Source organism: Fredinandcohnia onubensis (assembly GCF_002734285.1).
Lineage (GTDB): Bacteria > Bacillota > Bacilli > Bacillales > Bacillaceae_L > Ferdinandcohnia > Ferdinandcohnia onubensis_A.
Genome location: NZ_NSEA01000013.1, coordinates 37601 through 55312 on the forward strand (window position 1 = coordinate 37601; position 17712 = coordinate 55312).

Here is a 17712-nt window from a genome sequence, read left to right on the forward strand (position 1 = left end):
CAGTCAGAATAGGTTCGGGATTCTGACTGAAAGCTTGAAAACATAGATCTCTGAGTCAGAATAAGCCTGGGATTGCGACTAGCATTATAATCAAACGGTTCCCGCAGTCAGAATAGGTGGGGGATTCTGACTAAAGCATGTAAACATGGGGCTCAGAGTCAGAATAAGGCAGGGATTGCGACTAGCTTTATGATCAAACGGCTCTTGCAGTCAGAATAGGTGGGGGATTCTGACTGAAAGCTTGAAATCAGGGGTCTCTGAGTCAGAATAGGTTCGGGATTCTGACTGCAGGCATGAAAACATGGGTCTCAGAGTCAGTTCAGTGCAGAATTCGAGCAGATTGTTTAACACAGCTCAAATATAAAAAAAGCACCTAAACCACAATGGTTAGGTGCTAGTTATTGCTATATTTAACGAACTTCAGAAGGGCTTTTCCCTGTGTATTTTTTAAACTGTCGACTAAAAAAATGCAGATTATCATAGCCCAACGCTTGAGCCACTTCAGTTACCGTCATTCCTGTATAATGCAGGAGATGCTCCGCCCTTTTAATACGAGCTTCCACAATATAGGAGCGCACTGACTTACCAATAATCTCCTTAAACTTCAGCGAAAAATACCTTGGAGAAAAGTTCGCACGAGCAGCCAAGCTTTCAAGCGTATGGCCTTCGCTAGGATGTTGCTGTACGTAATTTGCCACTTCCCTAATCGCTGACAAGAGAGATGTTTGAGCTTGGTCGTTTCGTTCTTCAACCTGATGCTCCTCTCGTAAAAGCTGAATCATCAATTGTTTAAGGATTAGTTTGGCCTCCGTTTCTGCCCCAAATGTTTTGATTAAAAATAATCGAACATATCGTGTTAAGAGAGATTCAAAAGGAATTGCGTCTTGTATGGTGCGATAAGAATTTGGGATTAGGCTTGGTTCATTCTCTAAGTCAAAATGAATGTAGGTGATTGTAAGTGGATTCTGAGGATTCTGGGTGGCAGTCGTCCAATCACCCGGAAGGAATAAAAAGCAACTTCCGCGTTTTATTGAATAATCTTGACCGTTTAAAATCAAATTTCCTTCTCCACTCCAAACATAAAACAAATCATAGTTCGGAATAGGCTCTTTTCGCTTCCATTGCCAGTTTGGTTCACAGGTAATTGTCGCAAGAGATGGTTTCAAGATAAATTGCTCAGGATTAATGCTCAGCATGCCGCTCACCTTCCTCACACGTAAGGTTCCTTCGTATAATATATCTAGGGGCAGATCGAATTTAGACCTATATATGACTCATTTCCCCCTAGAAATATTGTATTACTTCCCAATTAATCTATCTAATATTATTTTTGTATGAAATTAATCTATTTTCGAGATTGTTCAAAGCCCTATAGTGCTTTTTTAAGATTATTAGAAACATTCGTGCGGTGTTCTTGAGTACTTTTACTATTTACAAACCAGATCCCTACCAGTACAAGGAGAATTCCCACCATTGTTAGGATACTTAAGCTTTCATCCAAAAATATGTAACCAGAAATAACACCCACGATGGGTACAAATAATAAAGAAACAGATGCTTTGCTAGCTTCTGTCCGCCTCAATATATGATTCCACATTACAAAAGCTAAGGCAGAGGCAATAACTCCAGAAAACAGAATATAAACAACCGGCATAAAGCCCCAGTGTGATTCTCCATTTTCAAATGAAAGAGTATAAATCAATAACCCCGCCGCTCCAATCGTCATTTGCCAGGTTGTAAACTGGACGGTATCACAATGTTTTAATTTTAGTTTAAAAAGCAAACTAGCTGTAGCCCAAGAAATAGCGGAGCTTAGTGCCAATAATAAAATCCAAATCGATCCTCCAAAATGGATATTCAAAGAAAGGAATAAACCTATTATGCCTATCACAATTCCAATTGTCTTCCTTGCCGTCAACTTTTCACCAGGTATCCACCTATGTGCCATGATTGAAAGAAAAAGCGGCATACTGTAGGTCAGAACAGAAGTAAGACCAGCACTTATGTAGTTTAGCGATATTTGAATAGCAATATTAAAATATGTTGTTTGGAGCAACCCACAAAGAACAAACCACTTGAAATCTGATTTATTCGGTAGTGGGATTTTTCTTATAAAACACAGGCTTAGCAGTGCGATGGAACCTGTTAAAAATCGCAAAGCAGCAAACTCGCCAGGAGGGAAAACGCCATTCCCTAATTTCATGATAACAAAATTAAATCCCCATATTAGACAGAGAATAGCAATATACAAAAGTCGAACCTCCTCTCCTTGTACCTTTTATGAGATTCTTCCCTCTACTCTTCTATTTTAAAATACTCAAGCTCCTCTTCATGTATATCCCCCACGTGCTGGATATCAACGCCACCCCCCCACGAAGCTCCACCTACATGAGTAGCACGAGCATGTTGCCTTACATGTTCGTGATTATAGGGGATCCAACCGAAGTACACATCCTGCATCACAGGAAACATGTTTTCAAAAATAGGCTCAGGTCGCTTTGCCTCTTCCAGTTTTATCGAAGCTTCCATCGCTTTTTGCCATTCTTTCGGAAGGTCTGTCATCCCATATGGTGCCTCTTTAAAATCAAGTATCGTTTTCATTTGCAATTGTGGGTAATAATGATCTATTCCTTCTGTAATATGATAGTTACGTTTTCTCAGTAAATAAAATTCGCCATAACTTACTTGGTCATCAGGGTGAATATTCCAAAAAACCTTATAGGAACCCGGGTCATTATTTTTTAGCTTGATAACCCTTGGCCCACCAGATGTGCTTTCAAACTCCATATGCCACTTATGATTCTTCCACACCCACAGGCTCATGCCATATTTATTTTCTTCTGTGACCACTGGTACAAAAATACGCCGTTCATCCAACTCAATAATGTCAAGAACCTCATATACTTCTGAATACCTTTTATAAGTATCAGTTTTAGCAAAGTCTGTAGGTTTAGCTAGGTAAAAATAATAAATGACGAAAAGAAGAGCAGCTAAACCGATCAAACTTAGGATCTTTCTTCGCTTCATTTACTTTCCACCCCTTCTAAAAAGACTTCTGCGGAGCGAAAATAATATTGTTTTTTAGGTGTTGCGATTAATAAACCTTTTCTATCTTCTTCAATAAATATGGTTGTGACAACCCCGCTTCCCCATTTTTCCTTTACACCCACCGCTTGATATGGAAACCGTTCTTTTCGAGTATTCGTATCCCCGCTCATATACGTTTCCTCATACCATTTATCACTAAAAAACTCAGTTTCTTTCATAGCTGGAAGTAGCTTTTTTAATCGATCTTTTTGTAATGTTACATTCTCTGCGGATGGGTGAGTGTTGATAATTGTTGCATTTTCCAGATTAGATATATAGGTTGATAGGTTACTAGGCGAATAAATAACATGCTGCAGACCTATCGAGGCCAAGGATAAGACTAAAAATAAAAAGTTTGCGAAAAAGCCGAGCCATGCATACTTCCGAAACCTATCCCAACGGCCTTCCTTTGATTTTAGAAAAGAATAAAGAATCCATAAACCTAACGGTAAAATGGGAATCTTAATCAATGTATCAAACAAATTCATATTAAAGGAAAAAGAAAAAAGCCCAATAATTAAAACAAGAATAATCTTCCATAAAGTTGGTTTTACTTCTTGTTTCCTAAAAATCCTAAAGGCTAAAAAACCAATCATGCCCCATCCGATTAATAACGTAAAAACCGAAACGAGGCCAATTTCAAAATCTAACTGAAACGTAATTGTTACCACCCCTAATTCTTTATATCCTCTTATATATTCGTAATGCTACATTGCATTCCCTTTTTAGGTAAAAGAAAATGTGCAAAACCAAGAAGGCTTTGCACATTTTTATTATTTATCTGTAGGAATTTAACAGCCTTCATCTGGGCAAACTGCACCTTGGTCACCTGAGAGGTCTTGGAGTTTTGGTGCTGGATGTTCTTCTTCCCAAACCTGTTGGAGTGCACCAAGGAATGTAGAAGTCGGCTGTGCACCAGAAATCGAATATTTTTGATTGATTACGAAAAATGGAACGCCGGTAACACCGATTTGTTGTGCAATCGCCTCATCAATTCGTACATCATTCGCATATTTCTTTTCGTCCTTTAACACATCTAACGCTTCCTGTCGCTCAATTCCCACAGATTCCGCAAGATCCGCTAGTACATCATTATCACTAATGAGTTTACCTTCTACGAAATACGATTGAAGAAGAAGCTCAGTGAGTTCTTTTTCTTTGCCGACGGTCGCTGCATACTTTGCAAGACGGTGGGCGTCAAAGGTATTTGTGTTTTTCATTTCATCAAAATTATAATTTAAACCGAGTTCAGAGGCTTGCTGACCAAGATTTTCGTTCATTTCCTTAGCTTGTGCCACTGGCATACCATATTTTGAAGCAAGTAATTCATGAATACTTTGACCTGAATACGGTTTTGCATTCGGATCTAGCTCGAAGCTTTTGAATTCCACTTCGACTTGTTCACGATTTGGAAATTGCTCAAGCGCCTGTTCCAAGCGTCGCTTTCCTATATAACAGAATGGACATACATAATCTGACCAAACCTCAATTTTCATTTTTACACCTCATATAGATTATTTTTCACCATGGTAACATATACTTTCGTTAAATGCTCTTGTCACGACCTAAACACTAAATAGTCTCGATGAAGTACTTAACTTTTAATAATGAGTCACTTCCTATGTTTTAATATTCACTATTTCTCCGTCCTCCCCGCCCAAAATACAACTTTTGAACATTTAGTGAATTATATTTGACAATTTTGTGAACAAGATTAATAATATATAGTAGGAGGATGAGGAAAAATGAAATCTACTATGCTTGAGGCTGTTAAGTATTTTGGGGGAACAGTGCTTATTGCCGGTATCATTATTTTTTGTCTTGGATTTTTCGGAAACGGTTCCAGCATATTAACACCAATTGGAATCGGAACGGTCATGGGAGCAATTTTTGTCTTTTTGATGGGGTTATTTTTAATCGCATCTGAAGAAATGTTACTTAAGGCACAAGGCGCAAACAAGATAAAATAAACAATTAACTATTTATAGGCTTAGCCATTCATTTGGCTAAGCTTTTTATTTTGTTTCCGAATTATGTCTAAATACAACAAAAAAGAGTGCCTATAAAAGACACTCTTAGTTTTGTTACATATCCCAGACAAGCAGGAATAATGTACCGAATATTGTAATTAACGCGATAAAAATCATGAAGTATACATTTCCGTAAATTGCCCATTTATCCTTTGATTCACCAGCATGCATGAATACAATTAGTTGCAACAATGCTTGCACAAATGCTGTTACAATCAGAATTGTTAGTCCTGCCGTAAAGGTTAAATCTAGGAAGTACACCGAAAGAGCAATAACCGTAAGAACTAATGAAAATACGAAGCCCATGACTTGTTTTGCTGGAAATAGTTCTCTCATATTACATCATTCCTTTCAAATAGATGAAGCTGAAGATGAAGATCCAGACTACATCTAGGAAGTGCCAATACAATGAAAAGATAAACGATTTACCAGCGGTTTGAGCAGTTAAGCCTCGTTTTCTTATTTGGAGAACAATCATCGTTCCCCAAAACAAACCAAATGTAACGTGAAGTCCATGTGTTCCCAATGTTGTTAACAACATCGCTGTAAACGCGCTTGTTTGTAGTCCAGCTCCGACATGGACATAGTGAACAAATTCATAGATTTCAACACCTAGGAAGGTTAAACCTAGAAGCAATGTTACTACGAAGAAACCTAACATCGCTTTTTGTCTGCCAAGGCGCATCGCATGAACCGCAAGACCGATTGTAAAACTACTCGTTAAAAGTAGAAGTGTTTCGATTAACACAGGTGTAATTTCAAAAATCTCTGCCCCTGATGGACCACTGCCAACGCGGTTCTCTAATGTAAAATATGATGTAAACAAGGTTGCGAAAAGCATGATTTCGGCACCAAGGAAAATCCAGAAACCAAAAATATTTAACTCATTTTCGTGCGTACTATATTCAAGAGGTTGCGAGTGATCTAGTTTCATAACTTAGCACCTCCTAATTTTTCTTCTGTTTCTTTTACTTCTTCAACAGAAATATATCGTCCATGATCTTGTTCAAATGAACGGTATGCCATACAAACAAAGATACCAATTGTTGAAATAATCAACAGTGGCCACATCGCAAATACGAATGAGAAGCCCCATACAAAGAAGATACTACTCATGATAAATGGAACACCACTATTGTTCGGCATGTGAATCTTTTCAACTTTACCTGGGAAGAGCTTGTGCTTTTTCTTCTTATCATCCCAGAATGGCTCACTTGAGTTCACACTTGGTGTTAGTGCAAAGTTGTACTCAGGAACAGGTGTGTGTGTTGCCCACTCTAAAGTACGTGCATCCCATGGGTCGCTTCCAATATCTCTTGGTGAATAACGAATGCTGTAATAAATGTTATACACAATTAAAATGAAGGCAATCGCCATGATTCCAGCACCAATGAATGAAAGCATGTTCAATGCACCAAAACCAGTCGATTCAGAGTATGTGTACATACGACGAGCCTGACCGTCTAACCCAGTAATATACATCGGGAAGAACGCTAGGACAAATCCGATTGATAGTGACCAGAATGCCCACTTTCCGATACGTTCATTTAACATAAAGCCAAACATTTTTGGCCAATAATATGTGAGTGCAGCAAGCATTGCGAATACTACACCAGGAATAATTGTGTTATGGAAATGTGCCACTAAGAACATTGTATTGTGATACTGATAGTCGGCTGCTGACATCGCAAGCATTACCCCGGTTACCCCACCGATTGTGAATAGTGGGATAAATCCAATTGAGTAAAGCATCGGTACTGTCATACGGATTTTACCTTTCCATAAGGTAAACAGCCAGTTAAAGATTTTCACACCTGTTGGTACTGCAATCATCATTGTTGTAATCGAGAAGAAGCTGTTTGATGCTGCCCCTTGCCCCATTGTAAAGAAATGGTGCGCCCAAACTAGACATGAAAGAACTGAGATAATGACCATTGAACCAACCATTGATTTGTAACCATATAGGTTTCTTCCTGAGAAGGTTGAAATGATCTCACTGTAAATACCAAACGCAGGTAGGATTAATATATACACTTCAGGGTGTCCCCATACCCAGAATAGGTTTGCCCAAAGCATATCCATTCCACCGTTTGTACTTGCAAAGAAATGTGTTCCAAAGAGACGATCCATTGTACCCATTGCTAATGCAACTGTTAATACAGGGAAAACTGTTACGATAATTAAGTTAGCAATTAAAGTAGACCATGTGAACATTGGCATTTTCATTAACGTCATACCAGGTGCTCTCATTTTAAGAATCGTGGTAATCATATTGATACCAGTCATCAATGTACCCAGACCCGAAATCTGTAACGAGAGCATATAATAGTTCGTTCCAACTGATTTACTGAACTCATTACCAGCAAGTGGGAAGTATGATGTCCAACCTGCATCAGGTGATCCCCCAATTACAAAGGAGATATTAAATAGCATTGCCCCCATAAAGAAGAGCCAGAAGCTAATCGCATTTAAGCGTGGAAATGCTACGTCGCGCGCACCAATTTGCAGTGGTACAACATAGTTCATGAATCCTATGATAAACGGCATCGCCATGAACATGATCATGACAACACCATGTGTTGTAAAAATTTCATTATAGTGCTGCGCATCTAATAGCTTTGCTTCAGGTGAAGCTAGCTGTGCACGCATCATAATCGCATCTACCCCACCGCGGAACAGCATGATTAATGCGGAGATTAAATACATAATACCAATTCGTTTGTGGTCAACAGTTGTTAACCATTCACGCCAGAGATAACCCCATTTTTTAAAATAGGTTAAGCCGGCGATAATTCCAATTACCGTAAGTCCAATTGCAACCATCGCTGCATAGATGGCGGGACTTGGATGTGGTATGGCAAAACGTTCGAAGAATTCCATCCGTTGTTACTCCTTTCAAATGAAGTATGATTTCGGCGTTCAAGTTATATTTGTTGATTAATGATTGTTATGTTCTGTTTGACCTTCATGCTCTGTATGTTCATCTTCATGAACCTCATGACCTTCTTCAGCATCATCTGATCCATGGTCATGCTCTGGAGGTGGAGCGAATTCTAAGTGCGTTCCGGTGAACGTCATTTGTCCAAGATGCCCTGGTTCTAAAATCTCACCAAACTTTTCTTCAGTGAGAGGTTTCGCAGTTTCTTTAACCTCATCTACCCATTCTTCAAAATCCTTTGGAGATACGGCATTTACACTAAACGCATTTTCCGCAAATCCTTTACCACTAAAGTTTGCGTTTCGCCCCATTAGTTCACCCGTCTCATCGGCTGCAAGATGCAAAGTCGTAATCATGTCGGCCATTGCATACTTTTGTCCACCAAGCTGTGGAATCCAAAAGCTTGTGATTGGACCGTATGAATAAAGTCTGAATTCAAGTGGACGATCGGTTGGGATGTATAGATAATTGACTGTTTCAATATCCTCTTCAGGGTAGCTAAAATGCCATTTCCAATCGGAGGATGAAGCATAGATAACCAATGGTTCTTGCTCTTCATAGCCTTCGGGAGCTGACTCGACAATGTAGTTACTTTGAACCGAAACAACTGAAAGATAGCCCACAATTAAAATTGGAATTCCGATACAAATCGCTTCAACCCAAGGATTTCCTTCTATATGTGGTGGCTCGTAATCCTCTGGCATTTTTGAAGCTCGATATTTAACAAGCATATAAACTAACAATACGAAAACGACAATAACTACAACTGCCATGATTCCAATGGAAAGTAAGATATCATGGGCTTGCCTCTCGGCTTGTGGACCCTTTGGATCAAGAACCATTACTGGTTCACAACCTGCAAGCACTGTGGCAATAGTAATAACCATCGATAAGAAAAACCATTTGATTTTCATAAGTGTACTCCTTTCCGAATGGATGCTCTTTATTCACAACTATGTGGCTTGTGACGAATTTGTGTACAACTTCACAAAGTTGTCAAAAAATTTTTAGCTACTTGTTTTTTTCGTAATATCTTGAAAAATTTGAAGCTAAATTTTATTTCGCAAAATTATTTTTTAAAGCTTATCACTGTGTAAATGATGATAACACGCGAGGTATCAAAAAGTTGTTACAGAAAAGAGAAGGAAGAATTTGTAAAAAGAAATTATCTTAACATAAACGCCTCAAACCTTGATGTGATGCAAATCACAGCACTTTTTTTGAATTTGAACAATTTGTTACAAATTTAAAAACGAAAAAAGTTCTCCTATTTTTAATGGAATTTGAAGGAACCATCCATACTATAAAAAAAGAGTTTCAAAAAGGTGGTGGGGACACTGAAAATATTGTGGGCACTAATGCTTTTCCTTTCTATACAACAATTCCATCCTCAGGATAATCTTTACATAACCTATAAAGGAGAACCGATTGCTACTGTAAATCGAGCTGAATACTCAGTACCATTGATTGGAGTTCCCACCTTGAATTTCAAAAAATATACGGAATTTCTTACCTATTTAGAGGAACAAGTTTACGAAGAGCCAAAAGATGCAAAAATTGGCAAGTCGAATGAAATTATTAAAGAACAAGTGGGAGTGAAATTAAATAAAGATAAATTCTCAAAGTTATTCTATTCTAGTTTTTTTGGTAAGGCAGATTACCTTGAAGTACCGATTCAGCGAATTTATCCGCGTGTAGATAGCGAACTATTATCAACGATTCGGGTAAGGCAGATTGGACAGTATGTCACGCATTTTAACTCTTCCAATAAAGAGCGATCCACGAATATTGCTCTTTCAGCAGCCGCAATCGATAGCTATGTTCTTTTTCAAAATGAAACCTTCTCTTTTAATAAAGTTGTTGGAAAACGAACCGCTGCCAGAGGATATCAGCCTGCGCCTGAAATCATTCGAGGTGAACTAATTGAAGGAATCGGGGGTGGCATATGCCAGACTTCCTCCACCCTCTTCAATGCCGTTGATCGTGCTGGTGTTGAAATTGTTAAGCGCTACTCCCATAGCAAACGTGTCGGCTATGTACCACCTGGGCGCGATGCAACTGTGAGTTGGTATGGACCTGACTTTCTTTTTAAAAATACATACAATCAGCCAATTTTAATTCGTGCAAAGGTTTATGGAGGAACACTTATCGTAACCGTTTATTCATCTGAGGATATCAATTTTACCCCTCGTAAGATTGTACCTAAAACAAAAACGGAATAGATATTGATTATAAAAAACTAATTCTACACCTTTATCAGTCTGGGTGAATATATTGGAAATGGGCTTAAAATAAGATACGAGATGATTTTATAGATGCACCGCGAACCTGCAATATCTGATTTTAGGTAAGGGGGGAGCTCATGGAAAGGGATAAAAGGGCTACCGTTATTGCTGCTGCTGCATCCCAAGACAGTGGAAATATTTCAAACTCAACTCAAGGTAACTTTCAATATAAACCTCCTAATAACAGCGGAACCATCTTAGGCATAATGGGGGGCGTATTAACGATTGCCGGTGACGCCTTAGCAACTATCGGGGCAATCATTCAGCTAAATACAGATACGGCTGCGGACTTTCAATCTCAAGTAGAAAGTTTTCAATCAGATCAAGAGAAGAATAAGATGCAGGAGGATATTGATAGTCTTCAGGAAAAAGTGAAACAGCTTGAAGAAATCATTAAAAAAAATCAAAGTCAAAACACGAACCAAAATCAAAGCCTAAATATGAACTATAGTCAAACTCAAAACATAAACCTTAGTCAAAGTCGAAACATGAACATTAGTCAACGTCAAAAAAACATGAACCATAGTCAAAGTCAAAACATGAACCAAGATCAAAGCCAAAACATGAATCATAGTCAAAGTCAAAACATGAACTATAGTCAAAAACAAAGGAAAAAGAAAAAAAGAGACCAAACATGATTACTTTGGTCTCTCAATTTCAAAAACGTCTCCAATTTTCGCATAATAATTTCCTGCCAAGCGGCTTACCGCCCCTAGTTTTTCTTGATTGATTCTTCCTTTACTATATAGGTCCTCATTGACATGAAACTGGACCACTTTTCCGATTAGTAAATCACAACCAGACATATCCTCCTTGCCACCTAATTCAATTGAGTGCTCTAAAATACATTCAAAACGAATTTTTGATTCCCTAATCCCCGGTACTTTTATATTCTTACTTTCTATTGGAGTTAGCCCGGCACGTTCAATTTCACTTTCATTCGGCGGAAGACTTGCTGCCGTCTTATTGATTTTTTCTACATTACTTTCGTCCACAATATGAACAACAAACTCTTTTCCTTCAATAATATTTCTAGCCGTGTCCTTCATTTCCCCGTCTTTTCTTTGGACCGATATTGAAATCAGGGGCGGATTTGAAGACACTATATTAAAATAACTAAAAGGTGCACCATTTAGCGTTCCTTCCTTTGAAATTGACGTCACAAATGCGATTGGCCTCGGGATGATACTTCCAATTAACAGCTTATAATTATCCCTTTCAGAAGCATTACTCGGATCAATTGAAATCAATTTTTTATCTCTCCTTTAATCAAGACTTCTTACTTCAAACGGTAGTAATACATTTTCTATCTTCTGACGGTGGGGTTCATATTGTGGAGGCAACTTTAGCTCCGAACCCATCTCCTTATACTCTTCATCGATCCCAAAGCCTGGCGGATCTGTTGCAATTTCAAAGAGAAGTTCTCCGTGTTCTCTAAAATAAATCGCATTAAAATAATTTCGATCACGCACGTCTGTAATGCGGTAACCATGATCGGTAATGAATTCCTGCCACTCTAGTTGGTCCTCATCATCCTTTGCTCGCCATGCAATATGGTGGACGGTTCCAACACCCATTTTACCTTTCTCACCAGGTGTGCGTTTTATATCGATGATATTCCCAATGTCCCCTTCAGATTTAAATCGTATAAAGTCTCCTTCAGAACCAATACGCTTAAGACCCATAAATGTTAAAAGCTTTTCTGTTTCTTCAGGCTGTGAGGAAAATAATATAGCACCACCAAAGCCTTTAATTGCTAAATCGGAGGTTATTTCGCCAAATTCCCACTTATTATTTGCTCCATCTTCTCGTTCTACAATTTCAAGCTGCAATCCGTGGATGTCTTTGAATTGTAGAAATTGTTCTCCGAAACGTTCTGTGCTCTGATAGGAAATTTCAAATTTTGATAATCTTGCTTCCCAAAAAGGCAGTGCTCCCTTTGGAACTACGTACGTTGTTACCCCAACTTGGCCATCACCAATTTTTCCTTGATACGCATTTGCCCACGGGAAAAATGTAATAATACTCCCTGGATTTCCAACATCATCGCCAAAATAAAAATGATAAGTACCTGGGTCATCAAAATTGACCGTTTGTTTTATAAGGCGAAGCCCTAATAGACCTGCATAAAAGTCAACATTCTCTTGGGGATGTCCAACAATAGCTGTAATATGATGAATGCCTGCTGTTTTCATAGTAATTATTCTCCTTTACTATTTATCTAACCTATTTTCCAACAAAATATGAAAGAATATTCGATGTGATTATCTTAAAATTATTTATCTTGAATTTAAGATAATTTTATAAAAAATAAGGGGGTGTTGTCAATTCTAATTGTTTCGGATATCGGACAAACTTTTGTATATTTCGGACAAAGGCGACGAAATATCGGACATAGCTTAAAATTTATCGGACCGAATGTAATTATATCGGACATAACCAACAATTTATCGGACATAACTCAGTTTTGAGCTATATATAAAAGCCTTCAGGTTCATTAACCGGAAGGCCAAGTTAGAAAAAAGATTTTAGGAAGCAAGTAGCTTTAGTGCAAATTGTCTACCAAATTCTTTGCAGATTAATTCGTCTTTTTCGTTTGGAGTGAGCTCGACTTTTAACGGTGAACAGATGAGTTCAGCTCCACGTTCTTTTAATTTTTCCGCAAGCAAATCAACCGCACCACCATAATTTGAGTAAAGTTTACTTCCTGAACCGAACACTGCGCTCTTTTTACAATGAAAATCCAGATGATCCAGCTCGTCATAAAAGTCTAAAAATTCATCAGGGAGCTCTCCATCTCCCCAAGTATAGCTTCCAAAGATAATCCCATCGTATTGGACGAGTTCCTCCGGGTCTATTTCAAAGCATTCCTTCACGTCCAACTGGATTCCTTTTTCCTTCATACCTTCTGCAATATACGTTGCCATTAACTCTGTATTTCCAGACATACTTGCGTATACAAGAATGGCATTATTCAACGTTATCACCTTTTCATTAGTTGTTTGCCTTTTTTCTAAGCTTTTCTAGCTGTTTAATGATGATTTTCCTTTGACCCTTAAGTTCAATTAAGCCTTGGTTTTGAAAGGCTGATAGCCTTCGACTAAGTGTTTCCTGTGAGGTTCCAAGATAGGATGCAACGTCGGCTTTGCGAATCGGCAATTGAATCGTCATTGATTCTCCATCCTGACCTTCTATCAACTCAACTAAGTAGCTTGCAACACGTTTTTCTACATCCTGTGAGTTCAATTTTTCAATATGTGATTCTGATTCATGAAGTCTACTAGTGATTTCCTCCAGAATCTTCAATGATATTGTAGGATAGCTTAAGAGTAATTGATGAATGTCCTTTTGGTGGATGGTACAAACCTCAGTATCTTCCATTGCCTCCGCAAAGCTTGTGGTCGTAGACTTTGAAAATAGCGAAAGCTCACCAATGAAGTCACCTTCTTCTACAAATCGGATAATTTGCTCTTTCCCATTTTCAGTGATTCGGTACATTTTTACCAAGCCTTTATGAACAATGAAAAGATGCTCAGAGAGCTCATCTGAATGGAATAAGAGCTCCCCTTTTTTCAGGCGTTTTCTTACCGCGACTTGTGAAATTTCAGCCATTTCATTTTCGTTTAAATGGTTAAAAATCGGAACCCTCGAAATACATGATGTTTTCATGTGGTTACAAGACTGACAAGACATTCATCTTCTCTCCTTTGTCTATAGTTCAGCCACCACCTTCTGTTGATAACCGTGGCTACTGTTTTTTGGTTGTTTTTCTTTGTAATGGACAAGTCTGAGTGCATTCAGAATGACTAGCAAGACACTTGCCTCATGAATAAACATACCAGATGCTAGGAAGACTGTCTTTGTTAAAACACCGATTAATAATATTGTCACAATTGCTACTGCGAAATACATATTTTGCTTCATGTTTTTAACGGTTGCTTTAGCGAGACCTGTTGCTAATGGGAGGCGATCAAGTCTGTCAGACATTAAGACGACATCAGCCGTTTCCATCGCCGCATCTGTTCCCGCTCCACCCATCGCAATTCCCACATGCGCAGCAGCGATTGCTGGGGCATCATTAATTCCATCACCGACCATCGCAACACGGTGTCCATTTTCCTTAAGCTCTTTCAAAATTGACACCTTTTGTTCAGGAAGTAACTCCGCGTAAAAGCCGTCTAACTGCAATTCCTCAGCAACTTTTTCTGCTGTGGCTTTATTATCTCCGGTTAACATAACAACCTTCTTGATTCCGGAGCGCTTCAAGTTTTGAATGGCCTTGACAGCATCTGGGCGAACCTTATCTGCGATTGAGATAACACCTATTACTTCTTGTTGTTGCGCAATTAACACGGCTGTGCGGCCTTTTTTCTCTTCTGCTTCAGCGTATGCAAGGATCTCTTTTGATAGAGTAATTTGATGATCTAGCATTAGTTTTCGGTTTCCGATCAGAACGAGTTTGCCATTCACTTTTGCCTGTAGCCCTTTTCCTTTAAAAATTTCAAAATCCTGTGGAACCGAAGTTATCGCTAGTTTTCTTTTTTTGGCTTCTTTTAAAATAGCTTTTCCTAAATGATGTTCTGAATATTGCTCTGCAGTTGCGGTAAGTTCCAGTAAGTTGAGATCTTCTATCCCGAAGCCTTTTATTGCGGTTACTTCAGGTGTCCCAACTGTTAAGGTACCAGTTTTATCAAACGCGACGATATCAACCTTCGCAAGCTGCTCCATGATTTCTCCACCTTTTATAAGGATGCCGTTTTTCGCTCCGTTTCCAACACCTGCCACGATTGAAACGGGAGCGGAGATAACAAGTGCGCCAGGACAAGAAATGACAAGGAAGGTTAAAGTAAGTTCGATATCCTTTGTAAAAAGATACACGAGGATGGCGAGCACAATAATGAGTGGTGTATAGTACCCTGCAAACTTCTCTAGGTATTTTTGCGTTTTTGCTTTTGTTTCCTGGGCTTCCTCCACGAGTTGGATAATTTTCGCGAAAGTGGTGTCATCACCGGTTCGTGTTGCTTCAAGCTCGAGGTAACCGGAATCAAGAATCGTACCACTGTATACGGTATCGTCCCTTTTCTTTGAAACAGGGACCGCCTCACCTGTAATGGTTGCCTCATTCACACTTGCATTCCCACTTAGGACTTTGCCGTCTACTGGAATTTTTTCACCTGGATGCACAAAGACGATATTCTCTTTTTCTACTTCCTCAGCAGCAACCATGACCTTTTCACCTTTTTTTAGGATTCTAGCTTGCAATGGCGCAAGGTCCAACAACGTTTTTAGAGAAGATCTTGTTTTTTCAAGTGTGCGAGATTCAAGGTAAGCACCTAGTAAAAATAGAAATGTCACTGCAGCTGATTCAATATATTCACCGATAATGACTGCTCCTATTACGGCAATTGTGACAAGGAGCTCGATGCTAATCATTTTTAGACGAAGGGATTGAATCGCCTTCGTCATGATTGGTATGCCGGCAACTAATGTAGCGAGTAATAGGAAGACATCTCTTGCTACTCCTACATCCATCCACCCTAAAATTAAGCCGGCTACCAACAGGAATCCCGTGAGAATAACGACTTGTTTTTTGCGAAACCTATTCATGTTAACCCCCCACCTTTGTTACTGAATTTTGGTAGATAAAACAGGATAGCCGAGTCTGGTAAGTAGTTCTTCATATGCTTTTGGGTTTCCCGCATCTTCCTGGTAAGAAACCTTTACTTTTCCTGAGTTAAATAAAACCTTAACGTCTTCAACTCCTTCTTGTTTTGTTAAAGCTTTTTCGATTTTCTTAATGCAACTTGGGCAACTAAGTTCTTCCATTTGATAAGTAGCTGTTTTCATCTTTTTTTCCTCCTTTTGTTTACATCTTTATTGTAAGCGGAGGAAAGACGAGAAACTTTGACGTGGGTCAAAAATGGGGATGTTTTGGGAATTGATTTTTAAGGGGAGGATGATTTTTACTTAAGGTGCTGATAAATTAGGGAATGTGTCAGAATTGTTGACTCTTTGTTACTCGGCTCACCCCAATTAATAGATTCTCTGTCAGAATCGAGGCCACTTTCTGACTCAAGGTGCTCATAATTTTTGGGGTGTGTCAGAATCAGTGGTTTTTTCCGACTTGGTTCAATGAAATAATAGATTCTCTGTCAGAATCAAGGCCACTTTCTGACTCAAGGTGCTCTTAAATTACGGATTGGGTCACAATCAGCGGCTTTTTGCGACACCGCTCAATCTAATAACAGATTCTCTGTCAGAATCAAGGCTACTTTCTGACTCAAAGTACTCAGTAATCACGGGGTAGGTCATAATCACCAGCTATTAGCGACACCGCTCAATCTAATAACAGATTCTCTGTCAGAATCAAGGCTACATTCTGACTCAAAGTGCCTAGTAATTAATGAGTGTGTCACAATCACCAGCTCATTGCGACTCGATTTATTAATAAAACTTCAAATTTGTCTCTATGAATGGAATTCCAAAACAAGAAAAAGAGGAGGTTCCCCCTCCCCTTAATTTTGTCGTGTATTTTTTGAATATCCATCACGTGCACGGTATTGCTGTGGTGCCCTTGTTGGATAGCGCAACGGGAAACTAAACATATGCACAAGCTTCGTAAATGGTATCGATGCAAATAAAAGAAAAGACAAAATCACATGCAATTTAAATAGTGAAGGAACTCCAAGCATTAATTCAGGCTGTGGATTTAATGTGAATAAACTGCGAAACCACGGCCCGATTGAAATTCTGTATTCATATGCTGCTACTGTCGTGTTGTAGATAACCGTCATATATGTACCTAAACCGGCTATAAGTAGCAATAAAATGATTGTGAAATAACTACCAGCTGAAGTATGAACTTGGACTCGTTCAATGACAAACTTTCGAATCAAAAATAAGATCAATCCGAGGACAACCATCAATCCAGCAAACCCACCGCCTACTATTGCAAATAAGTGGTATGTGTGGTCGTCCACTCCAATTGCGTTGTAGAACTCAAGCGGAATCAACATCCCCATCACATGACCGAAAAAGGCAAAGATGATTCCGTAGTGAAAGATAATGGAAGCGTAACGTAGCCACTTTTTCTCAAAAATTTCCGTTGATGGTGCTGTCCAGCTCTTCCCTCGAAACACGAATCGATAAAATGTTCCTACTACAAGGATCGCGATGCATATATAAGGATAGGCCGTCCACCAGAAGTGTAATTCCATCTAATAGCCCCCTTTCAAAATATTTTGATATAAACTTATCCACATAAGAACATTTGTTTTCCACAACCTGTGGATCCTTTTGTGGATAGTGATGAGCGTTTCACATTTTTCTTTTTCCACAATATCCACGTTATCCACAGAAAAGCAACATACTT

General features: G+C 38.8%; 19 protein-coding genes. 3 read left to right on the forward strand and 16 right to left on the reverse strand.

Going from position 1 to position 17712, the window contains the following annotated elements; translation table 11 throughout:
* Window positions 1-410: 410 nt before the first annotated feature.
* The 5 genes from CKJ95_RS13430 to CKJ95_RS13450 form a co-directional block, all read right to left on the reverse strand.
* The gene (locus CKJ95_RS13430; protein ID WP_099353948.1) at window positions 411-1196 is read right to left on the reverse strand and encodes a helix-turn-helix domain-containing protein; all 786 of its coding nucleotides are present in this window, start codon (window positions 1194-1196) and stop codon (window positions 411-413) included.
* Between the two features lie 173 nt (window positions 1197-1369).
* Window positions 1370-2251 carry a DMT family transporter gene (locus CKJ95_RS13435; protein WP_218962752.1) on the reverse strand — a complete coding sequence of 294 codons (882 nt, stop codon included), beginning with the start codon at window positions 2249-2251 and terminating at the stop codon, window positions 1370-1372.
* 44 nt (window positions 2252-2295) lie between these two features.
* A complete protein-coding gene (locus tag CKJ95_RS13440) occupies window positions 2296-3027 on the reverse strand; it encodes a hypothetical protein (RefSeq protein ID WP_099353949.1) in 732 nt (243 codons plus the stop codon).
* A complete protein-coding gene (locus tag CKJ95_RS13445) occupies window positions 3024-3758 on the reverse strand; it encodes a hypothetical protein (protein WP_099353950.1) in 735 nt (244 codons plus the stop codon). The genes CKJ95_RS13440 and CKJ95_RS13445 overlap by 4 nt, the downstream gene beginning before the upstream one ends.
* 120 nt (window positions 3759-3878) lie before the next feature.
* Window positions 3879-4583, reverse strand: coding sequence for a DsbA family oxidoreductase (locus CKJ95_RS13450; RefSeq protein ID WP_099353951.1), 705 nt, complete (start codon window positions 4581-4583; stop codon window positions 3879-3881).
* A gap of 249 nt (window positions 4584-4832) precedes the next feature.
* Here CKJ95_RS13450 and CKJ95_RS13455 point away from each other — a divergent pair, with 249 nt between their 5' ends.
* Window positions 4833-5057 (forward strand): hypothetical protein, encoded by a 225-nt coding sequence (locus tag CKJ95_RS13455; RefSeq protein ID WP_099353952.1) that lies wholly within the window; start codon window positions 4833-4835, stop codon window positions 5055-5057.
* A gap of 114 nt (window positions 5058-5171) precedes the next feature.
* On the opposite strand, the gene qoxD is transcribed toward CKJ95_RS13455, so the two are convergent.
* From qoxD to qoxA, 4 genes are read right to left on the reverse strand one after another with little or no spacing between them, the layout of a single operon-like run.
* A complete protein-coding gene (qoxD, locus tag CKJ95_RS13460) occupies window positions 5172-5453 on the reverse strand; it encodes a cytochrome aa3 quinol oxidase subunit IV (RefSeq protein ID WP_099353953.1) in 282 nt (93 codons plus the stop codon).
* Between the two features lies 1 nt (window position 5454).
* Complete coding sequence (gene qoxC / locus CKJ95_RS13465) at window positions 5455-6051, reverse strand: cytochrome aa3 quinol oxidase subunit III (RefSeq protein ID WP_099353954.1); 597 nt, start codon at window positions 6049-6051, stop codon at window positions 5455-5457.
* Window positions 6048-7997 carry a cytochrome aa3 quinol oxidase subunit I gene (gene qoxB, locus CKJ95_RS13470; RefSeq protein WP_099353955.1) on the reverse strand — a complete coding sequence of 650 codons (1950 nt, stop codon included), beginning with the start codon at window positions 7995-7997 and terminating at the stop codon, window positions 6048-6050. Before qoxB ends, qoxC begins: the two co-directional genes overlap by 4 nt.
* Before the next feature lie 57 nt (window positions 7998-8054).
* Window positions 8055-8969, reverse strand: a complete 915-nt coding sequence (gene qoxA / locus CKJ95_RS13475; RefSeq protein ID WP_099353956.1) for a cytochrome aa3 quinol oxidase subunit II — start codon at window positions 8967-8969, stop codon at window positions 8055-8057.
* A gap of 444 nt (window positions 8970-9413) precedes the next feature.
* On the opposite strand from qoxA, the gene CKJ95_RS13480 reads away from it, so the two are divergent.
* A complete protein-coding gene (locus CKJ95_RS13480) occupies window positions 9414-10277 on the forward strand; it encodes a VanW family protein (protein WP_180271516.1) in 864 nt (287 codons plus the stop codon).
* A gap of 140 nt (window positions 10278-10417) precedes the next feature.
* Window positions 10418-10978: a hypothetical protein gene (locus tag CKJ95_RS13485; RefSeq protein ID WP_099353957.1), complete on the forward strand. Its 561-nt coding sequence runs from the start codon at window positions 10418-10420 to the stop codon at window positions 10976-10978.
* Here CKJ95_RS13485 and CKJ95_RS13490 read toward each other — a convergent pair whose 3' ends face one another.
* From CKJ95_RS13490 to narI, 7 genes are all read right to left on the reverse strand, one after another.
* Entirely contained in the window at window positions 10979-11590 is a 612-nt protein-coding gene (locus CKJ95_RS13490; protein WP_099353958.1) for a flavin reductase family protein, read from the reverse strand. It lies immediately after the preceding gene.
* Between the two features lie 15 nt (window positions 11591-11605).
* Window positions 11606-12541 carry a ring-cleaving dioxygenase gene (locus tag CKJ95_RS13495; protein WP_180271517.1) on the reverse strand — a complete coding sequence of 312 codons (936 nt, stop codon included), beginning with the start codon at window positions 12539-12541 and terminating at the stop codon, window positions 11606-11608.
* Between the two features lie 327 nt (window positions 12542-12868).
* On the reverse strand, window positions 12869-13318 hold the full coding sequence (locus CKJ95_RS13500; protein ID WP_099353960.1) for a flavodoxin: 450 nt from the start codon (window positions 13316-13318) through the stop codon (window positions 12869-12871).
* A 16-nt stretch (window positions 13319-13334) separates the two neighbouring features.
* Entirely contained in the window at window positions 13335-14033 is a 699-nt protein-coding gene (locus tag CKJ95_RS13505; RefSeq protein WP_099353961.1) for a Crp/Fnr family transcriptional regulator, read from the reverse strand.
* 18 nt (window positions 14034-14051) lie between these two features.
* A complete protein-coding gene (locus CKJ95_RS13510; protein ID WP_099353962.1) occupies window positions 14052-15947 on the reverse strand; it encodes a heavy metal translocating P-type ATPase in 1896 nt (631 codons plus the stop codon).
* 18 nt (window positions 15948-15965) lie between these two features.
* Complete coding sequence (locus CKJ95_RS13515; protein ID WP_099353963.1) at window positions 15966-16187, reverse strand: heavy-metal-associated domain-containing protein; 222 nt, start codon at window positions 16185-16187, stop codon at window positions 15966-15968.
* A gap of 668 nt (window positions 16188-16855) precedes the next feature.
* Window positions 16856-17557, reverse strand: coding sequence for a respiratory nitrate reductase subunit gamma (gene narI / locus CKJ95_RS13520; protein WP_099353964.1), 702 nt, complete (start codon window positions 17555-17557; stop codon window positions 16856-16858).
* Window positions 17558-17712 lie beyond the last annotated feature (155 nt).

Excerpts from the sequence above, each read along its gene's own strand:
- CKJ95_RS13440 (WP_099353949.1), bottom strand. The coding sequence starts at position 3,027 with ATGAAGCGAAGAAAGATCCTAAGTTTGATCGGTTTAGCTGCTCTTCTT.
- narI (WP_099353964.1), bottom strand. The coding sequence starts at position 17,557 with ATGGAATTACACTTCTGGTGGACGGCCTATCCTTATATATGCATCGCG.
- CKJ95_RS13515 (WP_099353963.1), bottom strand. The coding sequence starts at position 16,187 with ATGAAAACAGCTACTTATCAAATGGAAGAACTTAGTTGCCCAAGTTGC.
- CKJ95_RS13505 (WP_099353961.1), bottom strand. The coding sequence starts at position 14,033 with ATGTCTTGTCAGTCTTGTAACCACATGAAAACATCATGTATTTCGAGG.
- CKJ95_RS13485 (WP_099353957.1), top strand. The coding sequence starts at position 10,418 with ATGGAAAGGGATAAAAGGGCTACCGTTATTGCTGCTGCTGCATCCCAA.
- qoxA (WP_099353956.1), bottom strand. The coding sequence starts at position 8,969 with ATGAAAATCAAATGGTTTTTCTTATCGATGGTTATTACTATTGCCACA.
- CKJ95_RS13450 (WP_099353951.1), bottom strand. The coding sequence starts at position 4,583 with ATGAAAATTGAGGTTTGGTCAGATTATGTATGTCCATTCTGTTATATA.
- qoxC (WP_099353954.1), bottom strand. The coding sequence starts at position 6,051 with ATGAAACTAGATCACTCGCAACCTCTTGAATATAGTACGCACGAAAAT.
- qoxD (WP_099353953.1), bottom strand. The coding sequence starts at position 5,453 with ATGAGAGAACTATTTCCAGCAAAACAAGTCATGGGCTTCGTATTTTCA.
- CKJ95_RS13430 (WP_099353948.1), bottom strand. The coding sequence starts at position 1,196 with ATGCTGAGCATTAATCCTGAGCAATTTATCTTGAAACCATCTCTTGCG.
- CKJ95_RS13455 (WP_099353952.1), top strand. The coding sequence starts at position 4,833 with ATGAAATCTACTATGCTTGAGGCTGTTAAGTATTTTGGGGGAACAGTG.
- qoxB (WP_099353955.1), bottom strand. The coding sequence starts at position 7,997 with ATGGAATTCTTCGAACGTTTTGCCATACCACATCCAAGTCCCGCCATC.
- CKJ95_RS13510 (WP_099353962.1), bottom strand. The coding sequence starts at position 15,947 with ATGAATAGGTTTCGCAAAAAACAAGTCGTTATTCTCACGGGATTCCTG.
- CKJ95_RS13480 (WP_180271516.1), top strand. The coding sequence starts at position 9,414 with ATGCTTTTCCTTTCTATACAACAATTCCATCCTCAGGATAATCTTTAC.